A 17,953-nucleotide genomic window follows, 5' to 3' on the forward strand; every position below is an offset into this window, starting at 1 on the left:
ACGATGAATGCCTACAAACAGATTCCCGTCGTGCGTGCGCAGGCGGACGATGCCGTCCGCACCCTGATCGCCAATCGGCGGCCGGGCTACAGCCTGGATGCCGATTTCTATATCAGTCCTGCCATCTTTGATCTCGACATGGAAGACATCTTCGGCCGCCATTGGATCTTTGTGGCGGTCGAGCCCGACATCCCGGAGCCGGGCGACTACATCACGGTAGATATCGGCCGTCAGCCCGTGGTGATCTTGCGGGACGACGATGACCAGTTGCGCGCCTTTCATAACGTGTGCCGCCACCGGGGGTCGCGCTTGTGCGCGCAAGAGCAGGGGTCTGCGGGCAACCTTGTGTGCCCCTACCACCAATGGACGTACCGCCTGAACGGCAATCTGGCCTATGCCGAGCACATGGGTGAAAACTTTGACAAAAGCCAGCACAGCTTGAAGCCTGTGCGTATCGAGAGCGTGAGCGGCCTGATCTTCATCTGCCTGGACCCCGACGCGCCCGAAGATTTTCAAGCCTTTCGCGAGCAGGTCGAACCCTATCTGCGCCCGCATCGCATTCAAGACTGCAAGGTCGCGGCGCAGGTGGACATCGTGGAAGACTGCAACTGGAAGCTCACGATGGAGAACAACCGCGAGTGCTATCACTGCGCCGCCAACCACCCTGAGCTGACCGTGTCGGTCTTTGAATTTGGCTTTGGCTATCAGCCATCGCCCGCCAATGCGCGGCAGCTGGAGCAGTTTGCGCAGATATCGGCGCAACGCTGCCTGGAATGGGAGGCGGCGGGTTTGCCGTCAGAGGAACGCGATGCGCTGGATGACCGCGTCACTGGATACCGCGTGCGGCGCCTGCCATTGGACCTGAGCGGCGAATCCCAAACGCTGGACGGCAATGCCGCATCGCGCAAGTTGCTGGGCGATCTGGTGCGCCCCGACCTGGGCGGGCTGTCGCTGTGGACGCAGCCTAACGGCTGGTTCCATTTCATGAGCGATCACATCGTGGCGTTTTCCGTGCTGCCGCTGGGGCCTGAGAAGACCCTGGTCCGCACCCGCTGGCTCGTGCACAAGGACGCGGAAGAAGGCCGGGATTACGACATTGATCACCTGACTGCCGTGTGGCGCGCGACCAATGCGCAAGACCGCACGCTGGTGGAACTTTCGCAGCAAGGGGTGCGCAGCGCGGCCTATCAGCCCGGCCCCTATTCGCCGCATACGGAAGCGCTGGTAGAGAAGTTCTGCAACTGGTACATCGGCCGCTTGTCGGCGCGCTATCTGGGTTGAGGTTTCGCCATGCCGCACGCGCTTCGACGCATCCATCAACCCGAGTTCTGGCAGCGCTTGCCATCGCTTTGGGACAGCGATGTCGAGGAATCCCTGCAATGCTGCCAGGTCCGGCAAGAGACGCACGACGTCAAGAGCTTCTTCTTCCGGTCGCTGGCCGGGCATGCGTTTCGGTTCTCTCCTGGCCAGTTCCTCACTTTGGAGCTGGACGTCGATGGCCAGCGCGTGAACCGGTGCTACACGATCTCGTCGCCGCCGACCCGGCCGCATACGCTGTCGATCACCGTCAAGCGTGTGCCGGGCGGCACGGTGTCGAACTGGCTGCATGACCATCTGGAAGTGGGGGATTCCGTGCGCGTGCTGGGACCGGCTGGGGATTTTTCATCGGCATTGCATCCGGCCGAGCGCTATCTATTTTTGTCTGCGGGTTCCGGCGTTACGCCGTTGATGTCCATGGCGCGCACGCACCGCGACTTATGCGATGACCGCGATACCGTATTCGTGCATAGCGCCCGAACGCCGGACGACATCATCTTCGGACGCGAGCTGACGCTGCTGGCGTCCACGCAGCAGCGGTTTCGGGCGCATTTCATTTGCGAAGGGCTGGGCGAGCAGGGCGGCTGGCATGGGCTGACGGGCCGCATCACGCTGCCGCTGTTGCAGTTGATGGCGCCGGATTTCATGACGCGCGAGATCTTTGTCTGCGGGCCGGCGCCGTATATGCAGGCTGTCAGAGAGATGCTGCGCGAAGCCGGCTTCAACATGGCGCGGCATCACGAAGAGAGCTTCTCGTTTGACCGCTTGCCAGCGGTGCACCAAGCGCCGGGCGTGACGGAATTGTCCGCAGCTAACCAGAATTCCAGCCCGAATTCCAACCTGAATTCCAACCCGAATTCCAGCCCCGCACCGGCCACCGCCTTCAGCATTGTTTTCCAAAAAAGCCAGCGCACCATCGAATGCGGCGCGGCCCAAGCCCTGCTGGACGCCGCGCGGGATGCTGGCTTGCGCCTGCCCGCGTCGTGTACGCAGGGTATGTGCGGCACGTGCAAGGTGCGCTTGTTGGATGGCAAAGTCGACATGCGGCACCAGGGCGGAATACGCCAGCGCGAAATCGACCAAGGCATGGTGTTGTTATGTTGCAGTGTGCCTTTGACCAATTTGCGCATCGACAAATGAGGTTGGCCGATACTCATGCCTATGCAATATGCCCACGCCCCTGCGCCTGATGACACCCGCCCGCCGTTCGGTTCGGCTGCCACGGACTCCAGCGCGCTGCACTTCTGTTTTCTGCTGCTGCCGAAATTCTCGATGATCGCGTTTGCCGGCGCCGTGGAAACGCTGCGCATGGCCAACTACGTCAGTGGGCGGGAGCTGTATCGATGGTCCGTGATGACGCTGGACGGCACGGTGGTGCAGGCAAGTAATAACCTTCGGATATCACCCGTGGCGGGTCCGGCGCCCGATAGCGCCTTTGATGCTGTTTTCGTCTGCGGCGGGCTGCAGGTGCAGGACTATGTGTCCGATGCCCTGATCAAACTGCTTAATAGCTGGGCTCGGCGGGGTGTTGCGCTGGGAGGGCTTTGCACGGGCAGTTATGCGCTGGTGAAGGCGGGCCTGATGTCGGGCTATCGCTGCGCGGTGCATTGGGAAAACCTGTTCGCGGTCCGCGAAGAGTTTCCCTCTGCTGAGCTGACCGAAGCCCTCTACGTCATTGACCGCGACCGCATGACCAGTTCCGGCGGCACCGCGCCCATCGACCTGATGCTGCGCATCACCACGAAGCGGTTCGGCGCGCAGCTGGCTGACGCCGTGTCGGAACAATTCATTCTGGATCGAATACGGCTGGCGACCGAGCGGCAGCACATTCCGATGGCGGCCCGCGTGGGCTTTAACCGCCAGGGGCTGGTCAAGGTTGGGCAGTTGATGGAGGCGCATATTGAAGACCCGCTGCCCTTCGAGGACATTGCCAGCCAGGTTGGTTTGTCGCAGCGCCAATTGCAGCGCATGTTCAAGTACTACCTGGGCATGTCGCCGATGCGGTACTACCTGGGGTTAAGGCTGCTGCGCGCACGCGAACTCTTGTTGCAGACCCGGATGTCCATCATGGGGGTAACGGTGGCGTGCGGGTTTCAGTCGCCCTGCCACTTCAGCAAGGCGTATCGCGCGCGCTTTGGCCATTCACCCACCAGCGAACGGCGGCTGATGCGCGGGTAGCCGCCGGCCGGAGCCAGCGGCGCGGGGGGGGCGGTTCAGCGGGCGAGCATGGCGTGCGGATCAATCACGAACTTCTTGGGCGCGCCCGCATCGAACGCGGCATAGCCCTCGGGCGCGGCATCCAGCGAAATGACCTGTACGCCCACCACTTCGGCGATGTTGATTCGGTCCCACAGAATGGCCTGCATCAGGGCGCGGTTGTACTTGATGACCGGCGTCTGGCCGGTGTGGAAACTATGCGCTTTCGCCCAACCCAGGCCGAAGCGCACGGACAAGCTGCCGCGCTGGGCGGCGGCGTCGGCAGCGCCAGGGTCGTCGGTGACATACAGCCCCGGGATGCCGATGCGGCCCGCCACGCGCGTCACTTCCATCAATGCGTTCAAGACGGCGGCGGGCGCTTCGGCCTGTGATCCCGCGGCGCCGTGGCCGCGCGCTTCGAAACCCACGGCATCGATGGCGCAATCGACTTCGGGCGTGCCGAGCAGCGCGGCGATCTGTTCGCCCAACGTGGCGTCCAACGACAAGTCGGCCGTCTCGAAGCCGACCTTGCGCGCATGCGCCAGCCGCAAGGGATTCATATCGCCAACGATGACTACCGCCGCGCCCAGCAGCCGGGCCGACGCCGCCGCGGCCATGCCGACAGGCCCCGCGCCGGCGACGTAGACGGTGCTGCCGGGGCCAACGCCCGCGCTGACCGCGCCGTGATAGCCCGTGGGCAGAATGTCTGACAGACAGGTCAGGTCGCGGATCTTCGCCAGAGCCTGGTCGCGGTCAGGAAAACGCAGCAGGTTGAAGTCGGCGTAGGGCACCATGACATATTCCGCCTGGCCGCCGATCCAGTCGCCCATGTCGACGTAGCCATAGGCGCCGCCCGCGCGCGCGGGGTTCACCGTCAGGCACACGCCCGTGTCCTGTTCCTTGCAGGTGCGGCAGCGGCCGCAGGCCACGTTGAACGGCACGGATACCAGATCACCCGATTTCAGCGTTTCGACATCGCGGCCCACTTCGATGACTTCGCCCGTGATTTCATGGCCTAGCACCAGCCCCTTCTGCGCCGTGGTGCGGCCGCGCACCATGTGCTGATCTGACCCGCAGATGTTGGTGGACACCACCTTCAGGATCACGCCGTGCTCGATGTTGCGGCCGCGCGGGTCCACCAACTTGGGAAAGCTGATCGACTGCACCTCGACGCGCCCGTCGCCAACGTAAACCACGCCCCTGTTCGCTGCCATGTCTGCGTCTCCTTGCCTGGCCGATTCCTTGCCGGGCCCATATTCATGCGGGCGGATGCCCGTCAGCGTTTGATTTTGGCAAGCCGGCGCGTGCGCTAGCTGTCTGCAAGCGACACCCAGCGGCGGGTAGACGACAGCGCGGGCCAAGCGGCGGCCGGTGTCGCAATCAGGCAAATTCCTGTCCGGCGCGGCAAGGAGCGCCCGGCGTCTTGAGACAAAAATGCAGGCATGGCGCAGTGCCTGCCGCTGCGCACCGGATCGCGTCGTTTCCCAAGGAATCACCATGAGCCGCTATTCCCTCTTCAGCCTGATCCGCAACGGGCTGTCGAACCATCAACGCTGGCCGCGCGCCTGGCGCAGCCCCGAGCCCCGGCCGGAGTACGACGTGGTGGTGGTGGGTGGCGGCGGCCATGGGCTGGCCACCGCGTATTACCTGGCGAAGGAACACGGCGTGAAGCGCGTCGCGGTGCTGGAAAAGGGCTGGGTGGGCGGCGGCAACACCGCGCGCAACACCACGATTGTCCGGTCCAATTACCTGTGGGACGAGTCCTCGCAGTTGTATGAAAAGGCCATGCAACTGTGGGAAGGCCTGTCGCAGGAGTTGAACTACAACGTCATGTTCAGCCAGCGCGGCGTGATGAATCTGGCGCACACGCTGCAAGACGTGCGCGACACGCAACGCCGCATCAGCGCCAACCGCTATAACGGCGTCGACGGTGAATGGCTCACCCCCGCGCAAGTCAAGCAAATCGTCCCCTACATCAATCTGGATTGCCGCTACCCGGTGCTGGGCGCGTCGTTCCAACGGCGCGCGGGCGTGGCCCGGCATGACGCCGTCGCCTGGGGATACGCGCGCGCGGCCGACCGGCTGGGCGTGGACATCATCGAAAACTGTCCGGTCACCGGCATTCGCCGCGAGAACGGCCAGGTGCTGGGCGTGGAAACCGGCAAGGGCTATATCAAGGCGGCGAAAGTGGCGGTGGTGGCTGCGGGCCACTCCAGCGTCATCGCCGACATGGCGGGCATTCGCTTGCCGCTGGAAAGTCATCCGCTGCAAGCGCTGGTCTCTGAACCGCTGAAACCGATCCTGGACACCGTCGTCATGTCGAACGCGGTCCACGCGTATATCAGCCAGTCCGACAAAGGCGATCTCGTCATTGGCGCGGGCATCGATCAATACGTGGGCTACGGCCAGCGCGGCAGCTTTCACCTGATCGAAAGCACCTTGCAGGCCATTGTTGAAATGTTCCCCATCTTCAGCCGGGTGCGGATGAACCGGCAGTGGGGCGGCATCGTGGACGTGTCCCCCGACGCCTGTCCGATCATTTCCACCACCCCCATCAAGGGCCTGTATGTCAACTGCGGATGGGGTACGGGCGGCTTCAAGGCCACGCCCGGCTCGGGCTGGGTCTTCGCCTACACCGTGGCCAACAACGCGCCGCACCGGCTGAACGCGCCGTTTTCCCTGAACCGCTTTGAAACCGGCCATTTGATCGACGAACACGGCGCTGCCGCCGTGGCGCACTGACGACGGAGCTTGAGCATGCTGATGCTGACTTGCCCGTACTGCGGCCCCCGGGCCGAGACGGAGTTCACCTGCGGCGGCGAAGCCGATATCGTCCGCCCGCAAGATTGCGACACCCTGACCGACGCCCAATGGGCGAACTACCTCTTCATGCGCAAGAACGTGCGCGGACGCGCGCGCGAGCAGTGGCAGCACGCCCACGGCTGCCGCCGCTGGTTCCTGGCCGAGCGCGATACCGTCAGCCATGCGTTCCATGGGTTCCACACGTTCGAACACGCTGCGGGAGAGCGCAGATGACGCAAACGCATCGGCTGTCGAACCGTGGGCGCATTGACCCGGCCACGTCCCTCGAATTCACGTTCAATGGGCGCACCTATTTTGGTTGCCAGGGCGATACGCTGGCCTCGGCGTTGCTGGCCAACGGTGAACATTTCGTGGCGCGCAGCTGGAAGTACCACCGGCCGCGCGGCATCATGACGGCCGGTGTCGACGAGCCCAACGCGCTGGTGCAACTCGAGACCGGCGCGCACACGGTGCCGAACCCCTGCGCGACCACCGTCGAACTTTATGAAGGCTTGCGCGCCAGCAGCGTCAATGCCGCGCCCGACCTTGAACGCGACCGCATGGCGGTGTTGCAGCGCCTGGGCCGCTTCATCCCCGCAGGCTTCTACTACAAGACGTTCATGTGGCCGCACCGCTGGTGGCCGCGTTATGAACGGTGGATACGCAAGGCGGGCGGCTTGGGCCAGGCGCCGGCGCTGCCAGACCCCGATCACTACGACAAGCGCTACGCCCATTGCGATGTGCTGGTGGTGGGCGGCGGCCCGGCGGGCCTGGCTGCGGCCATGGCGGCGGGACTGACCGGCGCGCGCGTGATCCTGGTCGACAACCAGGCCGAGCTGGGCGGCAGCCTGCTGGCCCTGCCGTCTTTGATCAACGGCGCAGCCAACTCTGAATGGATTCAGCAGATGCATGCCGAGCTCCAGGGCATGAAGGAAGTCAGGATTCTGACGCGCAGCACGGCGTTCGGCTATCACGACCAGAACCTGCTGACGGTCTGTGAGCAACTGACCGACCATCTGCCGCCCGAACAGCGGCAGGGTGTGCGGCAACGGCTGTGGAAGGTGCGCGCCAAACAGGTGGTGCTGGCAACGGGCGCGCACGAGCGGCCCCTGCTGTTTGGCAACAATGACCTGCCCGGCGTCATGCTGGCGTCAGCGGTATCAACGTACGTGCGGCGCTACTGTGTTCTGCCGGGGCGGCGCGTGGTGCTCTACACCAATAACGACGGCGCTTACCGCACGGCGCTGGATTTGCGCGAGCAGGGCGCGAACATCACCGTGATCGATCCCCGGCCCGCGGGGCGGGGCGCCTGGCCCGACGCGGTGCGCAGCGCCGGTATCGAGGTCCGCAACGAAACGGTCGTGTTGCAGGCGCGCGGCAAACGCCACGTCACGGGCGTCGTCGTCGCCGCCTTCGCGGATGGCCGTGCCGGGCCGGGCAACGAAAAGCTGGCTTGCGACTTGCTCGCCGTGTCGGGCGGGTGGAATCCGGTATTGCATCTGCACGCGCAGTCCGGCGGAAAGACGCGCTGGGACGAGGCGCTGGCGTGCTTCGTGCCGGACGGGGCCACGCAGGCGCAGATCAGCGCGGGCGCGGCCAATGGTGAGTATCGTTTGTCGCAGGCGCTGCATGGCGGTAGCGCCGCCGGCGCGCATGCAGCCATGCTGGCTGGCTTTGATTCGGTAAGCCCCTTGTCTTGGCGCACGGTCGATATCTATCAAGATCCGCTGATGCCGCTTTGGCATGTGGCCAGGCCCGGCGCGACGGCCCGGCGTGGCGCGGCCCAGTTCGTTGACTTCCAGAATGACGTGACGGTGGCGGACATTCATCTGGCCGTGCGCGAAGGCTATCACTCGGTCGAGCACGTCAAACGCTATACCGCCATGGGATTTGGCACCGATCAGGGCAAACTGGGAAACATCAACGGCGCGGCGGTGTTGGCCGACGCCTTGGGCCAAACCATCGCACAGACGGGCACCACCACCTATCGTCCGAACTACACGCCCGTCACGTTCGGGGTGCTGGCGGGCCGTGAGTTGGGCGACTTCTTCGACCCCATCCGCAAGACCTGCGTGCACGAATGGCATGTGGCGCGGGGCGCGGTATTCGAAGACGTGGGCAACTGGAAGCGCCCTTGGTATTTCCCGCTACCCGGGGAAAACATGCACGCGGCCGTCGCCCGGGAATGCCTGGCCGTGCGCAACGGCGTGGGCATGCTGGATGCCTCCACATTGGGCAAGATCGACGTGCAAGGGCCGGACGCCGCCACCTTGTTGAACTGGGTCTACACCAATCTGTGGACCAAGCTCGACGTGGGCAAAGGCCGCTACGGCCTGATGCTGGATGAAAACGGCATGGTGTTCGACGACGGCGTCACCATGCGCCTGGGCGAGCAGCATTTCTTGATGAGCACCACCACCGGCGGCGCAGCCCGCGTGCTGGCGTGGATGGAACGCTGGCTACAGACGGAATGGCCCCATTTGGATGTGCACCTGACAACGGTCACCGATCACTTCGCCACGTTTGCGGTAGCGGGGCCGCTTGCGCGAAAAGTGCTGGTCAAGGTTTGCCAGGATATCGATTTCTCGAACGAAGCCTTTCCTTTCATGACGTTCCGTGAAGGCACCTTGGGCGGCGGGGGCTGGTCGAGTCCGGCGCGCATCATGCGGATCAGCTTTTCAGGGGAACTGTCCTACGAGGTGAACGTGCCGGCCAACCTGGGGGGACGCGTCTGGAACGCCTTGATGGAGGCTGGCCGCGAATACGGCATCACGCCTTACGGCACCGAAGCCATGCACGTGCTGCGCGCGGAAAAGGGCTTCATCATCGTGGGCCAGGATACCGATGGCTCCGTCACGCCGCAGGATCTCGGCATGGGCGGGCTCGTCGCCAAGTCCAAGGATTGCCTGGGCAAGCGTTCGCTCGCGCGCGCGCACACAGCGGGCGGCAAGCGCAAACAGCTGGTTGGCCTGTTGGCGCGCGACACGTCCATCGTGCTGCCCGAAGGCAGCCAGATCATGAACCAGCCCAGCCGCGCGCCGATTGCGCCGATGATCGGCCACGTGACGTCCAGCTACATGAGCCCCACGCTGAACCGCTCGATCGCGCTGGCGTTGGTGCAGGACGGCCACACAAGAATGGGGCAGCGCGTTGAAGTGGCGTTGCCCAACGGTGGGTTCATGCCGGCCACCATCGGCAGCCCGGTGTTTTACGACCCCGAAGGAGGGCGTCAGCATGTGGACTGAATCGCATCAGGAATCGCCCCTGCACAGCCTGGCGCCCTTGCGCTCGCCCGTTGATACGGAAAGCGCCCGGCGTCTGCGCATCATCGAGCGGCCGTTTTTGGACTTGGCGGTATTGCGGGGCAATTTGCGGTCGCCCGCCTTCGTGCAGACGATTGAACGCGCGCTAGGCGCCGCGCCGCCCGGGGCGCCCAACACGGTTGCGCAGGGGCATCGGCATTTGCTGGCGTGGATGGGGCCGGATGAATGGTGGGTGCAATCGTTGATGCCCGCACGGCCCGCACTGGAGCCGACGCTACGCCCGTCGTTGTTTGGGCAATCCGCGTGCGTGGTGGATGTCAGCAGCGGGTACACGGTGTTGGAACTGCGCGGCGAACACGCGCGCGACGTGCTCGAAAAGGGGTGCCCGCTGGATTTGCATCCTCGTGTGTTCGGCGCCGGGCAATGCGCGCAAAGCCATTACTTCAAGGCCGGCGTCATGCTGCGTGCATTGCACGATGGGGGCGTGGAGGTCGTGGTGCGCCGCAGTTTTGCAGACTATGTGGGCCGCATGCTGCTGGACGCCGCAAGGGAATATCTGCCGTAATCATGCCCGCGGAGTCTTGCCATGGCATCCCGTGGCATGCTTTGGCTTTGTTGGGCATGCTTTGGCATTGTTGGGCATGCTTTGGCATTCCTTGGCACTCTTTGGCATTCCGAGCGCGCATGAAAAAAGGGCTCGGAGGCCCTTTTTCAATGATTCGCAGCAAGCCGGTAAACCGGATGCTGCCAATCCAAATATGGAGCGGGAGACGAGTCTCGAACTCGCGACCTCAACCTTGGCAAGGTTGCGCTCTACCAACTGAGCTACTCCCGCGTACGCTGCTTTTTTGCAAGCGAGGCGGAAGTATACCCAATTTTTAGAAAAATGCACGCCGAATAAAAAAAACTCGTCACGACTCTATGGAACGGCCCGGTTTCGCCAAGGGCGCGCCGACGCCTGTCCGCGCCTGAGTTTGCGCCCGAGCCTGGGGCTGGATCTGAGTCTGAGCTTGGCGTTCTCTGCGCACCCGCAAGCGCATGCGCGCGAGCGTGTCGTCCCGGCTGACGTAGTGATGCCACAGCGCCGCACCGATATGCAGCGCCAGCAGGCCATACAACATCCACGCCAGCACCTCATGCGCCCAGATCGCGGTAATGACGAGCGCCGGGTCGGCCGCGACCAGCCGGGGGAACTCCAGGCTGGTCAGCGGCAACGGAATCGCAAAGCCCTTGGCGTTGACGATGATCCAGCCCAGCAGGCATTCCGCCAGGATGAACGCATAGATCGACAGGTGCACGGCATGCGCGCAAGCGTCCTGCATGCAGAATCCGGCCGCTGCGGCGCGGCGGCGCGTCATCCGCACCAGCGCGCGCGCCAGCGTAACCAGCAATAGCGCCATGCCGCAGCCGATGTGCAAGATCATCACCCATCGCATCGGGATGGCGGTGTGGTTCACCAGCAAATGGCGAATTTCCCCGCTGAGCGCGAGCAGCGCCATCAGGCTGACGCTCAGCCAATGCAGGGAAATTTGCGCCCGGGTATAGGCCGGTGCGGCCACGGGGTCGAGGGGGCGGGCAACGCCGGGATTCATGGATCTTCCTTCAAGCGGGCCGGGCTGCGCACGCGAAGGGCGAGGCAGGGCCAAAGAGGCGAGATTGAAGCGCCCCAAGTCCCCTCGCACCACCTTCCTCAATGCTTCTTCAAACCCGCTTCTTCGACCCCACTTCTTCGACCCCACTTCTTCGACCCCACTTCTTCGACCCCACTTCTTCAACCCCGCTTCTTCAACTCCGCTTCTTCAAACCCGCTCCTTCAAACGGGTTGAAGTTCTTTTTAGAAACGTTGAGGCACTGGGGCGCGCATGGAAATATGCGGTCCTGCGAAGAGATTTCCCCTCATAGATGCGGTCCGGCAACGCCGGCGCATGGAACCACCATCGTTCTTCACGGTGCTGGGCTCTTCTTGCCTTCCAACACGAGTTGCCGCCACGCGGCATTCCTCCATTCAGAAAAGCGGACACATGAAGACACTTACCTTCCGACGCCGTCTCGGCTTGCAGCAAGGCTTCACCTTGCTGGAGCTGCTGGTCGTGCTGTTGATCATTGCGTTGCTGGCCGGCTATGTCGGCCCCAAGCTGTTCTCCCAGGTCGACCGGGCCAAGGTGAAGGCAACGCAGGCGCAGATGAAAACGTTGGGCGACGCCCTGACGCAATACCGCCTGGACGTCGGCAGTTATCCGACGACCGAGCAGGGATTGCAAGCATTGAATAAACAACCTCAAGGCACGCCCAACTGGCACGGCCCGTATCTGGCGAAGGACGTGCCGGCGGACGCCTGGGGCCGTCCGTATGTCTTGAACGTGCCGGGTCGCAGCAGCGATGCCGAGGTGGTGTCTTATGGCGAAGAAGGCCGGGCGGGAGGCAGCGGTGAGTTGGTCTACGGCCTCTAAATCGGCGGCGTTTGCCGCGCTGGCGGCCCTGACGTTCAGCACGGGCGCCGCCGCCAACTGCTGGCAGGAATCGGGCGACCGTCACGGCGTTGATCCGTTGTTGCTGTATTCGATCGCCAAGGTGGAGTCGTCACTGAACCCGCGCGCCGTCAACCAGAACACCAACGGCACGCAAGACGTCGGCCTGATGCAGATCAACAGCATCCATCTGACGTGGCTGGCCAAGCGGGGCATCACGCGCCAGCAGCTGCTGGACGAGCCGTGCCTGTCCATTGATGTGGGCGCCGAGATTCTGGCGGACTTCATCAAGCGCTATGGCTACACGTGGCGGGCCGTGGGCGCCTACAACGCCGGCGGCGCGGATTCCCGCGAAGACGCGCGCAAGCGATATGTAAAGCGCGTGTGGCAACACTATCTGGTTTTGGCGCAGGCGCGTGACGACAAGGTCCGCCAGGCGCAACTGGCGCGGCAATGACATGAATGAGTTCCGGATCAGCCTGCTCAGGCAGGGCGAAGTGCGCGTGCAGACCGTGCGCGCCGCCAATGAAAACGAAGCGCGCGCGCAGGTTGGCGAGGCCGACGGCATGGTGCTGGAGGTCAAGCGGGCGCCCGCCGGAAGGCGTCATGCCGCGCAGCGCAAGCAGGGCTTTTCGTTGGGCTTGCTGCTTCAGGAACTCTCAACCTTGCTTGAGGCCGGCCTGGCCTTGATCGAAGCGCTGGAGGCGTTGAGCGACAAGGCGGGCCAGGGCAACAAGGCGCTGCAAGCCACGCTGACCGGCGTGCTGCGGTCGTTGTATCAGGGCTTGCCGCTGTCCAAGGCCATGCAGGCGCAGCCTTCGGTGTTTCCGTCCTTGCTGGTGGCGACGGTGGCCTCAGCCGAAGGCAGCGGGCAGTTGCCGATGGTGCTCAAGCGCTATCAGTACTACGAGCTGCGCATTGAAAACATCCGCAAGAAAGTGGTGGGTGCGCTGGTGTACCCGCTGGTGGTGATCGCGGTGGGCTTTGGCATTTTGCTGTTCATGCTGTTCTTCGTGGTGCCGCGCTTTGCGGTGGTCTTCGAAAGCATGCGCGACTTGCCGGCCACGGCCGAAGCGATGCTGTGGTGGGCAAGGCTTGTGCAGTCGGATGGTGAATGGCTGGGGGCGGGCATTGGCGCGACCCTGCTGGTCACCGCGCTGGCGCTGCGCACGCAACGCATGAAGACGGCATTGATGAATCTGTTCTGGCGCCTGCCCAAGCTGCGTGATGTGGGCAACCTGTTTGTGCTGGCGCGCTTTTATCGCACGGTCGGCTTGCTGATCGAGGGCGGAACGCCTGCCTTGCAGGCCTTTGAATTATCCGAGCGGATCTTGCCTGCCGCCTATGCGCAGCGCCTGGAGCTGGCGTTGCAGGAGTTGCGGGCGGGGCGCCCGGTGGCCGAGACCTTGACGCGGCATGGGCTGACGACGGCGGTGGCGGAACGGCTGCTGCGCGTAGGAGAGCAAAGCGGAGACCTGGGCGGCATGTGCGAACGCATCGCTCAGTTTCACGACGGCACGCTGGACCATGCCATCGAAGTCTTTGGAAAAGTATTCGAACCATTGTTGATGCTGGTGGTGGGCGGCCTGGTCGGCGCCATCGTCATCTTGCTGTACATGCCCATCTTCGAGATGGCGGGGAGTCTGGGATGAGTGGCGGTCAAACCATCGAAATCAATCAGGACGACGCAAACGTGGCGGCGGCGGGCGAGGCCTGGTGGCTGTGGCAGGAGCAAGCCGCGGAACGCAGCGTGGCGCTGTCCGAATACCTCAATGACGAACTCGCGCGCCGCCCTGAATTTCTGATGCCGCTGGCGCAAGCGCTGGGCATGCAGGCGCTGAGCGCCGAGCAGTGCCGCCAGGCGTCACCGCGCTTTGACGCCTTGTCGTTGACCGAGGCGCTGAATTGCCGCGCCGCGCCGTTGGAGGTGGATGGCGAGCTGCTGCTGGCGTTGGCGGACCCGTTCTCACGTGCGGCCCGTTTGAAGCTCCAGTCGATGTTCTCGGGCCGCGTGTTGCGCTTTGCGCTGTGTCCGGCGGGCGTGGTGGATGCGTGGCTGAAGCAGGCTGAGGCCAGCGAGCGGGTGATGGACGGCGTGGCTGTTGACATGGAAGACGATTCGCTTGCCAAGGCAGTCGAGTCGATTTCCCTGGCGTCGCTGGCGAAAGATGAAAGCCCCGTGATCCGCCTGGTCAACATGACCCTCTACGACGGACTGCAAAGCCGGGCCAGCGATATCCATCTGGAGTCGGATGAAGAAGGCTTGTTGATCCGCTACCGCATCGATGGCGTGATGCTGCGCATTCGCCAGGTGCCGGGGCAGGTGACCGCCAACCAGGTGATGTCGCGCCTGAAGGTGCTGTCCAGCCTGGACATCGCTGAAAAGCGCGTGCCGCAGGATGGCCGCTTCAAAGTCGTGTTGCAGGGGCGGGAAGTGGATTTTCGCGTGTCGATCATGCCGGGCAACCACGGCGAGAACGCCGTCTTGCGTTTGCTGGATCGTTCGCAACGGGGCGACAAGCTCAGCCTGGACACGCTTGGGTTTCCGGCGGAGACCGCGCGGCGCATTCGTGCGCTGGCGCAGTTGCCGTATGGGCTGACGCTGATCACCGGCCCGACCGGCAGCGGCAAGTCCACCACGCTGTATGGCGCGCTGTCCGAGCTGAACAGCGGTGACGAAAAGCTGATCACCATCGAAGACCCGGTGGAATACGAGATGGCCGGCATTCTGCAAATTCCGGTCAATGAAAAAAAGGGCCTGACGTTTGCGCGCGGCCTGCGATCGATCCTGCGTCACGACCCGGACACGATCCTGGTGGGCGAAATTCGCGACGCCGAAACGGCCGCCATCGCGGTGCAGTCCGCGCTGACGGGGCACCGGGTGCTGTCGTCCGTGCACGCCAACGACGCGTTCAGTGTGATCGACCGCTTTCTGTACATGGATGTGGAGCCGGCCACGTTTCTGGAATCGCTGAACGGCGTGGTGTCGCAGCGGCTGGTGCGACGCTTGTGCCCCCATTGCGCACCCAAGGATGAGGCGCGCGCGGGGCCGGGCTGCGAGGCCTGCCGTCACACCGGTTTTCTTGGCCGCATTGCGTTGGCTGAAGTGCTGCGGCTGGATAGCCGCATGAAAAGTGCGCTGCTGGACCGCTCGCCCGAGCGGCGCCTGGAAGCGCTGGCGCACTGCGCTGATTATCAATCGATGCGTGACGCCGCCCACGAGGCGGTGGCGCGTGGGCTCACCACTTATCAGGAGGTTTGCCGTGCTGTCGCTATGGAATGAACAAACCGTGCTGATCGACGCCGAACACGCGAGCCTGCTCGCGCCGGGCGTCTCGGTTGATGACCGGATGAAAGTCTTGCACGCAGGGGACCCTGCGACCGCCGTGGCCTCGTTGCTTGCCACCGTCGAGCGGCGCGGGCCGCGCTGGCGCAATCGCTTGAACGTGTGGCTGGGGTATCCGTGGTTTCATGGCCAGCTGCTGGCCTGGCAGCCGGGTTTGAAGGGTGGCGACAGCCACTGGTGCAACTATGCGCAGGCCTTGCTGCGTGAGCGCGGTATTACGGGCTCGCTGCGGGTGCGTTTGGGACCCGCGCGCTACGGTCAGGCTCGCCTGGCCTTCGCGGCCGACGCCGCAATGCTGGATGCGCTGGAGCGCAACGTGGGCGAGCAGGGCTGGACGGTAGCAGGCTGCCGCGACGTGCTGTCTGCCAGCGTGCAGCGCTTTCGCGGCGCGCTCAGCCATGCCGGCCAGTGCCTGGTGCTGGCCGAGCGTACGGCGATGACCTGTCTGTGGCAGTCCGAGCGGGGCTGGCAAGACATGATCACTTTACAGATGTCGCCCGGGCAATCCGCCGATGCGGGCATTGCCGCGGCGCAAGCGCTTTGCGCCCGCGTGGCCCCAGCGCAGTACGGCTGGGTCTCGACCCTGGGCCCGCGGCAGCTTCCCCCCGCAGCGCAAGCGCGCTGGCTGGGCTTTCCGCATGCAATGTTAGCGGAGCGGACATGGCCGGCTTGAATATCAACACGCCTGACTTCGGCAAGCGCAAGACCGCGAATCCGCTCGCGATCGCGGCGGTGCTGCTGCTCTTGGCCGTCGGCTTGCTGAGCGCCTGGCGCGAATGGGATGTGGCGGCGCTGCGCAGCGAAGTCACCCAGCTGGATGACCGGCTGGCCAATCAACGCATGTTGCATGAGCGCGAGCTGCGCCGTGTGCAGGCGCAGTCGCCCGAAGAAAGAAAGGTGGATGCCTTGTTGTCGGCGCAGAGCGCCGAAGACCGGCTGCGGCCGAAGTTGCTGCGCGCGATTGAGCAGGCCTGGGCGCCGCGGATTGCGGTCATGAACCTGAAGATTGAATTGGCGGGTAAGGCCGCGTCGTTGGAACTCATGACCGCGGATCTGAGCGAGATCTTTGCGTTCGCCGCGCGCATGAACGAGCCCGACTCGGGCATGCGCGCCACGGTGATGCGCCACGGCATCAAGTCGGGCGATCCTAACCTGGCCACGATGGCCACCGTACGGGTGGAGCTGCGATGAATGCCTTTCGATCACTCAAATTGCGTGTTGCCGCCTTGCGGCAGGGCAATGGACTGGCATGGCTGCGCTGGCATGGGCAGCGCAGCGCCGAGCGCCTGGGCCGTGGCGGCATATTGGCGCTGGCTACTGCGCTGGTCTTGCTCGCCCACTTCATCGTGGTGCTGTGGCCGGAGAAGAACGCACTGCAGAACCGGGCCATGGAAATGTATGGCGAACTGCACGCGTGCAGCCCGTCGATCGAGCCGCCCGGCAATGACATGACTGCGCTGCGCGTGCAGATGCGGCTGGACCCCGACCAGCGCAAGCTGGAAATCATGGGCGAGCTGTTGCGCGCGGGCCTGTTGCTGGTGGATATCCAGTATCAGGGCGAAGACACCATTCAGGGCCGGTTGCGCCGCACCTCGTTGGACATTACGGCCATCGGTTCGTACCAGGACGTGTCCACGGGGCTGCGCAAGCTGGCCGAGCATCCGCTGCTGCGCCTGGAGTCGCTGGCGCTGGACAGGCAAAGGCCGGAAAACATGCTGGTGAACATCAAGATGCGCTTGAGCATGCTGGGAGTCGTGTGATGAAGCGCCTGATGAAAGTCACGCTGGGCGCCATGTTGCTAGCCGCCGCGGCGTCGGCAGCGAGTAATGACGCAGCCGGCAATGAGGACGTGGTGAACGAAGCCGCTGTGCTTGACGCAGCTGGCCATGAAGCGGCCGTCAATGACGCGGCCGGCAATGAGGACGTGGTGAACGAAGCCGCTGTGCTTGACGCCGATGGCCATGAGGTGGCCGTCAATGACGCGGCCGCCAATGAGGACGTGGTGAACGAAGCCGCTGTGGTTGACGCAGATGGCCTTGAAGCGGCCGTCAATGACGCAGCCGGCAATGAAACACCCGCCGATGAAACACCCGCCGATGACGCAACCGCCGGGGACACCCCCTTTGAGGAATCCGCGACTCCGCAAGAAGTCGACCTGTTTCCGTCCCAGCCTTGGGCGTCGCTAGTGGGCGGCCAGGCGCCGCAAGCGCCGAACGGCGCGCCCGGTTCGGACACGTCGCCGGCGGCGGAAGCGGACGCCTTGACGACGGAACAGGACACGGCTGAGCCGGCGCTTGTGCTGGTTCCCATTCACGCCGTCGGTGAGTGGATCGATGACGCCCACCGCATTGTCGTGCTTGAGAGCCAGGGGCAAACCTATCTGCTCTGCCAGCGTTGCAGCATCGCCGATGCCTTGCGGCCGGGCGACACGGTGGCGCAGCAGTACCAATTCAAGGCATTGGAGCCCTCGCGCGCGGTGCTGATCGACCCGAAAGGGCGAGAACTACACGTCGACCTGGCGCCCTTGGCGCAGTAGACCCGGCGCCTGCGGGCGCACGCCG

At 64.2% G+C, this 17,953-nt stretch carries 17 protein-coding genes and 1 tRNA gene; 15 read left to right on the forward strand and 3 right to left on the reverse strand.

The window, feature by feature from the left end:
* Positions 1-3 precede the first annotated feature (3 nt).
* The 3 genes from ACFZAI_RS08455 to ACFZAI_RS08465 are packed head-to-tail and all read left to right on the forward strand — an operon-like array spanning position 4 to position 3,495.
* Complete coding sequence (locus ACFZAI_RS08455) at positions 4-1,281, forward strand: aromatic ring-hydroxylating dioxygenase subunit alpha (RefSeq protein ID WP_391566504.1); 1,278 nt, start codon at positions 4-6, stop codon at positions 1,279-1,281.
* A 9-nt stretch (positions 1,282-1,290) separates the two neighbouring features.
* Complete coding sequence (locus ACFZAI_RS08460; RefSeq protein ID WP_391566505.1) at positions 1,291-2,457, forward strand: 2Fe-2S iron-sulfur cluster-binding protein; 1,167 nt, start codon at positions 1,291-1,293, stop codon at positions 2,455-2,457.
* Between the two features lie 21 nt (positions 2,458-2,478).
* Complete coding sequence (locus ACFZAI_RS08465; RefSeq protein WP_391567094.1) at positions 2,479-3,495, forward strand: GlxA family transcriptional regulator; 1,017 nt, start codon at positions 2,479-2,481, stop codon at positions 3,493-3,495.
* A gap of 35 nt (positions 3,496-3,530) precedes the next feature.
* Here ACFZAI_RS08465 and fdhA read toward each other — a convergent pair whose 3' ends face one another.
* Positions 3,531-4,727 (reverse strand): formaldehyde dehydrogenase, glutathione-independent, encoded by a 1,197-nt coding sequence (fdhA, locus tag ACFZAI_RS08470; RefSeq protein WP_391566506.1) that lies wholly within the window; start codon positions 4,725-4,727, stop codon positions 3,531-3,533.
* A gap of 283 nt (positions 4,728-5,010) precedes the next feature.
* Between fdhA and ACFZAI_RS08475 the strand changes: the two genes are divergently transcribed.
* Genes ACFZAI_RS08475 through ACFZAI_RS08490 form a run of 4 tightly spaced genes read left to right on the forward strand, consistent with a single transcriptional unit; the run spans position 5,011 to position 10,143 of the window.
* On the forward strand, positions 5,011-6,255 hold the full coding sequence (locus ACFZAI_RS08475) for a sarcosine oxidase subunit beta family protein (protein WP_391566507.1): 1,245 nt from the start codon (positions 5,011-5,013) through the stop codon (positions 6,253-6,255).
* Between the two features lie 15 nt (positions 6,256-6,270).
* Complete coding sequence (locus ACFZAI_RS08480; protein ID WP_391566508.1) at positions 6,271-6,549, forward strand: sarcosine oxidase subunit delta; 279 nt, start codon at positions 6,271-6,273, stop codon at positions 6,547-6,549.
* Positions 6,546-9,560, forward strand: coding sequence for a sarcosine oxidase subunit alpha family protein (locus tag ACFZAI_RS08485; protein ID WP_391566509.1), 3,015 nt, complete (start codon positions 6,546-6,548; stop codon positions 9,558-9,560). Before ACFZAI_RS08480 ends, ACFZAI_RS08485 begins: the two co-directional genes overlap by 4 nt.
* Positions 9,550-10,143: a sarcosine oxidase subunit gamma gene (locus tag ACFZAI_RS08490; RefSeq protein WP_391566510.1), complete on the forward strand. Its 594-nt coding sequence runs from the start codon at positions 9,550-9,552 to the stop codon at positions 10,141-10,143. Before ACFZAI_RS08485 ends, ACFZAI_RS08490 begins: the two co-directional genes overlap by 11 nt.
* 194 nt (positions 10,144-10,337) lie before the next feature.
* Here ACFZAI_RS08490 and ACFZAI_RS08495 read toward each other — a convergent pair.
* Positions 10,338-10,413: transfer RNA gene (locus ACFZAI_RS08495), tRNA-Gly, on the reverse strand.
* Between the two features lie 76 nt (positions 10,414-10,489).
* Positions 10,490-11,170: a cytochrome b gene (locus tag ACFZAI_RS08500; protein WP_391566511.1), complete on the reverse strand. Its 681-nt coding sequence runs from the start codon at positions 11,168-11,170 to the stop codon at positions 10,490-10,492.
* 429 nt (positions 11,171-11,599) lie between these two features.
* On the opposite strand from ACFZAI_RS08500, the gene gspG reads away from it, so the two are divergent.
* Genes gspG through ACFZAI_RS08540 form a run of 8 tightly spaced genes read left to right on the forward strand, consistent with a single transcriptional unit; the run spans position 11,600 to position 17,928 of the window.
* Positions 11,600-12,028: a type II secretion system major pseudopilin GspG gene (gene gspG, locus ACFZAI_RS08505; protein WP_391566512.1), complete on the forward strand. Its 429-nt coding sequence runs from the start codon at positions 11,600-11,602 to the stop codon at positions 12,026-12,028.
* Positions 12,006-12,503, forward strand: coding sequence for a lytic transglycosylase domain-containing protein (locus ACFZAI_RS08510; RefSeq protein ID WP_391566513.1), 498 nt, complete (start codon positions 12,006-12,008; stop codon positions 12,501-12,503). Before gspG ends, ACFZAI_RS08510 begins: the two co-directional genes overlap by 23 nt.
* 1 nt (position 12,504) lies before the next feature.
* Positions 12,505-13,698, forward strand: a complete 1,194-nt coding sequence (locus ACFZAI_RS08515; RefSeq protein WP_391566514.1) for a type II secretion system F family protein — start codon at positions 12,505-12,507, stop codon at positions 13,696-13,698.
* The gene (locus ACFZAI_RS08520; RefSeq protein ID WP_391566515.1) at positions 13,695-15,329 is read left to right on the forward strand and encodes a GspE/PulE family protein; all 1,635 of its coding nucleotides are present in this window, start codon (positions 13,695-13,697) and stop codon (positions 15,327-15,329) included. The genes ACFZAI_RS08515 and ACFZAI_RS08520 overlap by 4 nt, the downstream gene beginning before the upstream one ends.
* Positions 15,310-16,065, forward strand: coding sequence for a hypothetical protein (locus ACFZAI_RS08525; RefSeq protein WP_391566516.1), 756 nt, complete (start codon positions 15,310-15,312; stop codon positions 16,063-16,065). Before ACFZAI_RS08520 ends, ACFZAI_RS08525 begins: the two co-directional genes overlap by 20 nt.
* Positions 16,053-16,583, forward strand: a complete 531-nt coding sequence (locus tag ACFZAI_RS08530) for a hypothetical protein (protein WP_391566517.1) — start codon at positions 16,053-16,055, stop codon at positions 16,581-16,583. The genes ACFZAI_RS08525 and ACFZAI_RS08530 overlap by 13 nt, the downstream gene beginning before the upstream one ends.
* Complete coding sequence (locus ACFZAI_RS08535; protein ID WP_391566518.1) at positions 16,580-17,152, forward strand: hypothetical protein; 573 nt, start codon at positions 16,580-16,582, stop codon at positions 17,150-17,152. The genes ACFZAI_RS08530 and ACFZAI_RS08535 overlap by 4 nt, the downstream gene beginning before the upstream one ends.
* On the forward strand, positions 17,152-17,928 hold the full coding sequence (locus tag ACFZAI_RS08540) for a hypothetical protein (RefSeq protein WP_391566519.1): 777 nt from the start codon (positions 17,152-17,154) through the stop codon (positions 17,926-17,928). The genes ACFZAI_RS08535 and ACFZAI_RS08540 overlap by 1 nt, the downstream gene beginning before the upstream one ends.
* Positions 17,929-17,953 lie beyond the last annotated feature (25 nt).

This window comes from Achromobacter sp. NPDC008082 (genome assembly GCF_042957345.1).
GTDB lineage: Bacteria > Pseudomonadota > Gammaproteobacteria > Burkholderiales > Burkholderiaceae_B > Achromobacter > Achromobacter kerstersii_A.

Coding starts and splice junctions, on each gene's coding strand:
- ACFZAI_RS08455 (WP_391566504.1), top strand. CDS start 4: ATGAATGCCTACAAACAGATTCCCGTCGTGCGTGCGCAGGCGGACGAT.
- ACFZAI_RS08460 (WP_391566505.1), top strand. CDS start 1,291: ATGCCGCACGCGCTTCGACGCATCCATCAACCCGAGTTCTGGCAGCGC.
- ACFZAI_RS08465 (WP_391567094.1), top strand. CDS start 2,479: ATGCAATATGCCCACGCCCCTGCGCCTGATGACACCCGCCCGCCGTTC.
- fdhA (WP_391566506.1), bottom strand. CDS start 4,727: ATGGCAGCGAACAGGGGCGTGGTTTACGTTGGCGACGGGCGCGTCGAG.
- ACFZAI_RS08475 (WP_391566507.1), top strand. CDS start 5,011: ATGAGCCGCTATTCCCTCTTCAGCCTGATCCGCAACGGGCTGTCGAAC.
- ACFZAI_RS08480 (WP_391566508.1), top strand. CDS start 6,271: ATGCTGATGCTGACTTGCCCGTACTGCGGCCCCCGGGCCGAGACGGAG.
- ACFZAI_RS08485 (WP_391566509.1), top strand. CDS start 6,546: ATGACGCAAACGCATCGGCTGTCGAACCGTGGGCGCATTGACCCGGCC.
- ACFZAI_RS08490 (WP_391566510.1), top strand. CDS start 9,550: ATGTGGACTGAATCGCATCAGGAATCGCCCCTGCACAGCCTGGCGCCC.
- ACFZAI_RS08500 (WP_391566511.1), bottom strand. CDS start 11,170: ATGAATCCCGGCGTTGCCCGCCCCCTCGACCCCGTGGCCGCACCGGCC.
- gspG (WP_391566512.1), top strand. CDS start 11,600: ATGAAGACACTTACCTTCCGACGCCGTCTCGGCTTGCAGCAAGGCTTC.
- ACFZAI_RS08515 (WP_391566514.1), top strand. CDS start 12,505: ATGAATGAGTTCCGGATCAGCCTGCTCAGGCAGGGCGAAGTGCGCGTG.
- ACFZAI_RS08520 (WP_391566515.1), top strand. CDS start 13,695: ATGAGTGGCGGTCAAACCATCGAAATCAATCAGGACGACGCAAACGTG.
- ACFZAI_RS08530 (WP_391566517.1), top strand. CDS start 16,053: ATGGCCGGCTTGAATATCAACACGCCTGACTTCGGCAAGCGCAAGACC.
- ACFZAI_RS08535 (WP_391566518.1), top strand. CDS start 16,580: ATGAATGCCTTTCGATCACTCAAATTGCGTGTTGCCGCCTTGCGGCAG.
- ACFZAI_RS08540 (WP_391566519.1), top strand. CDS start 17,152: ATGAAGCGCCTGATGAAAGTCACGCTGGGCGCCATGTTGCTAGCCGCC.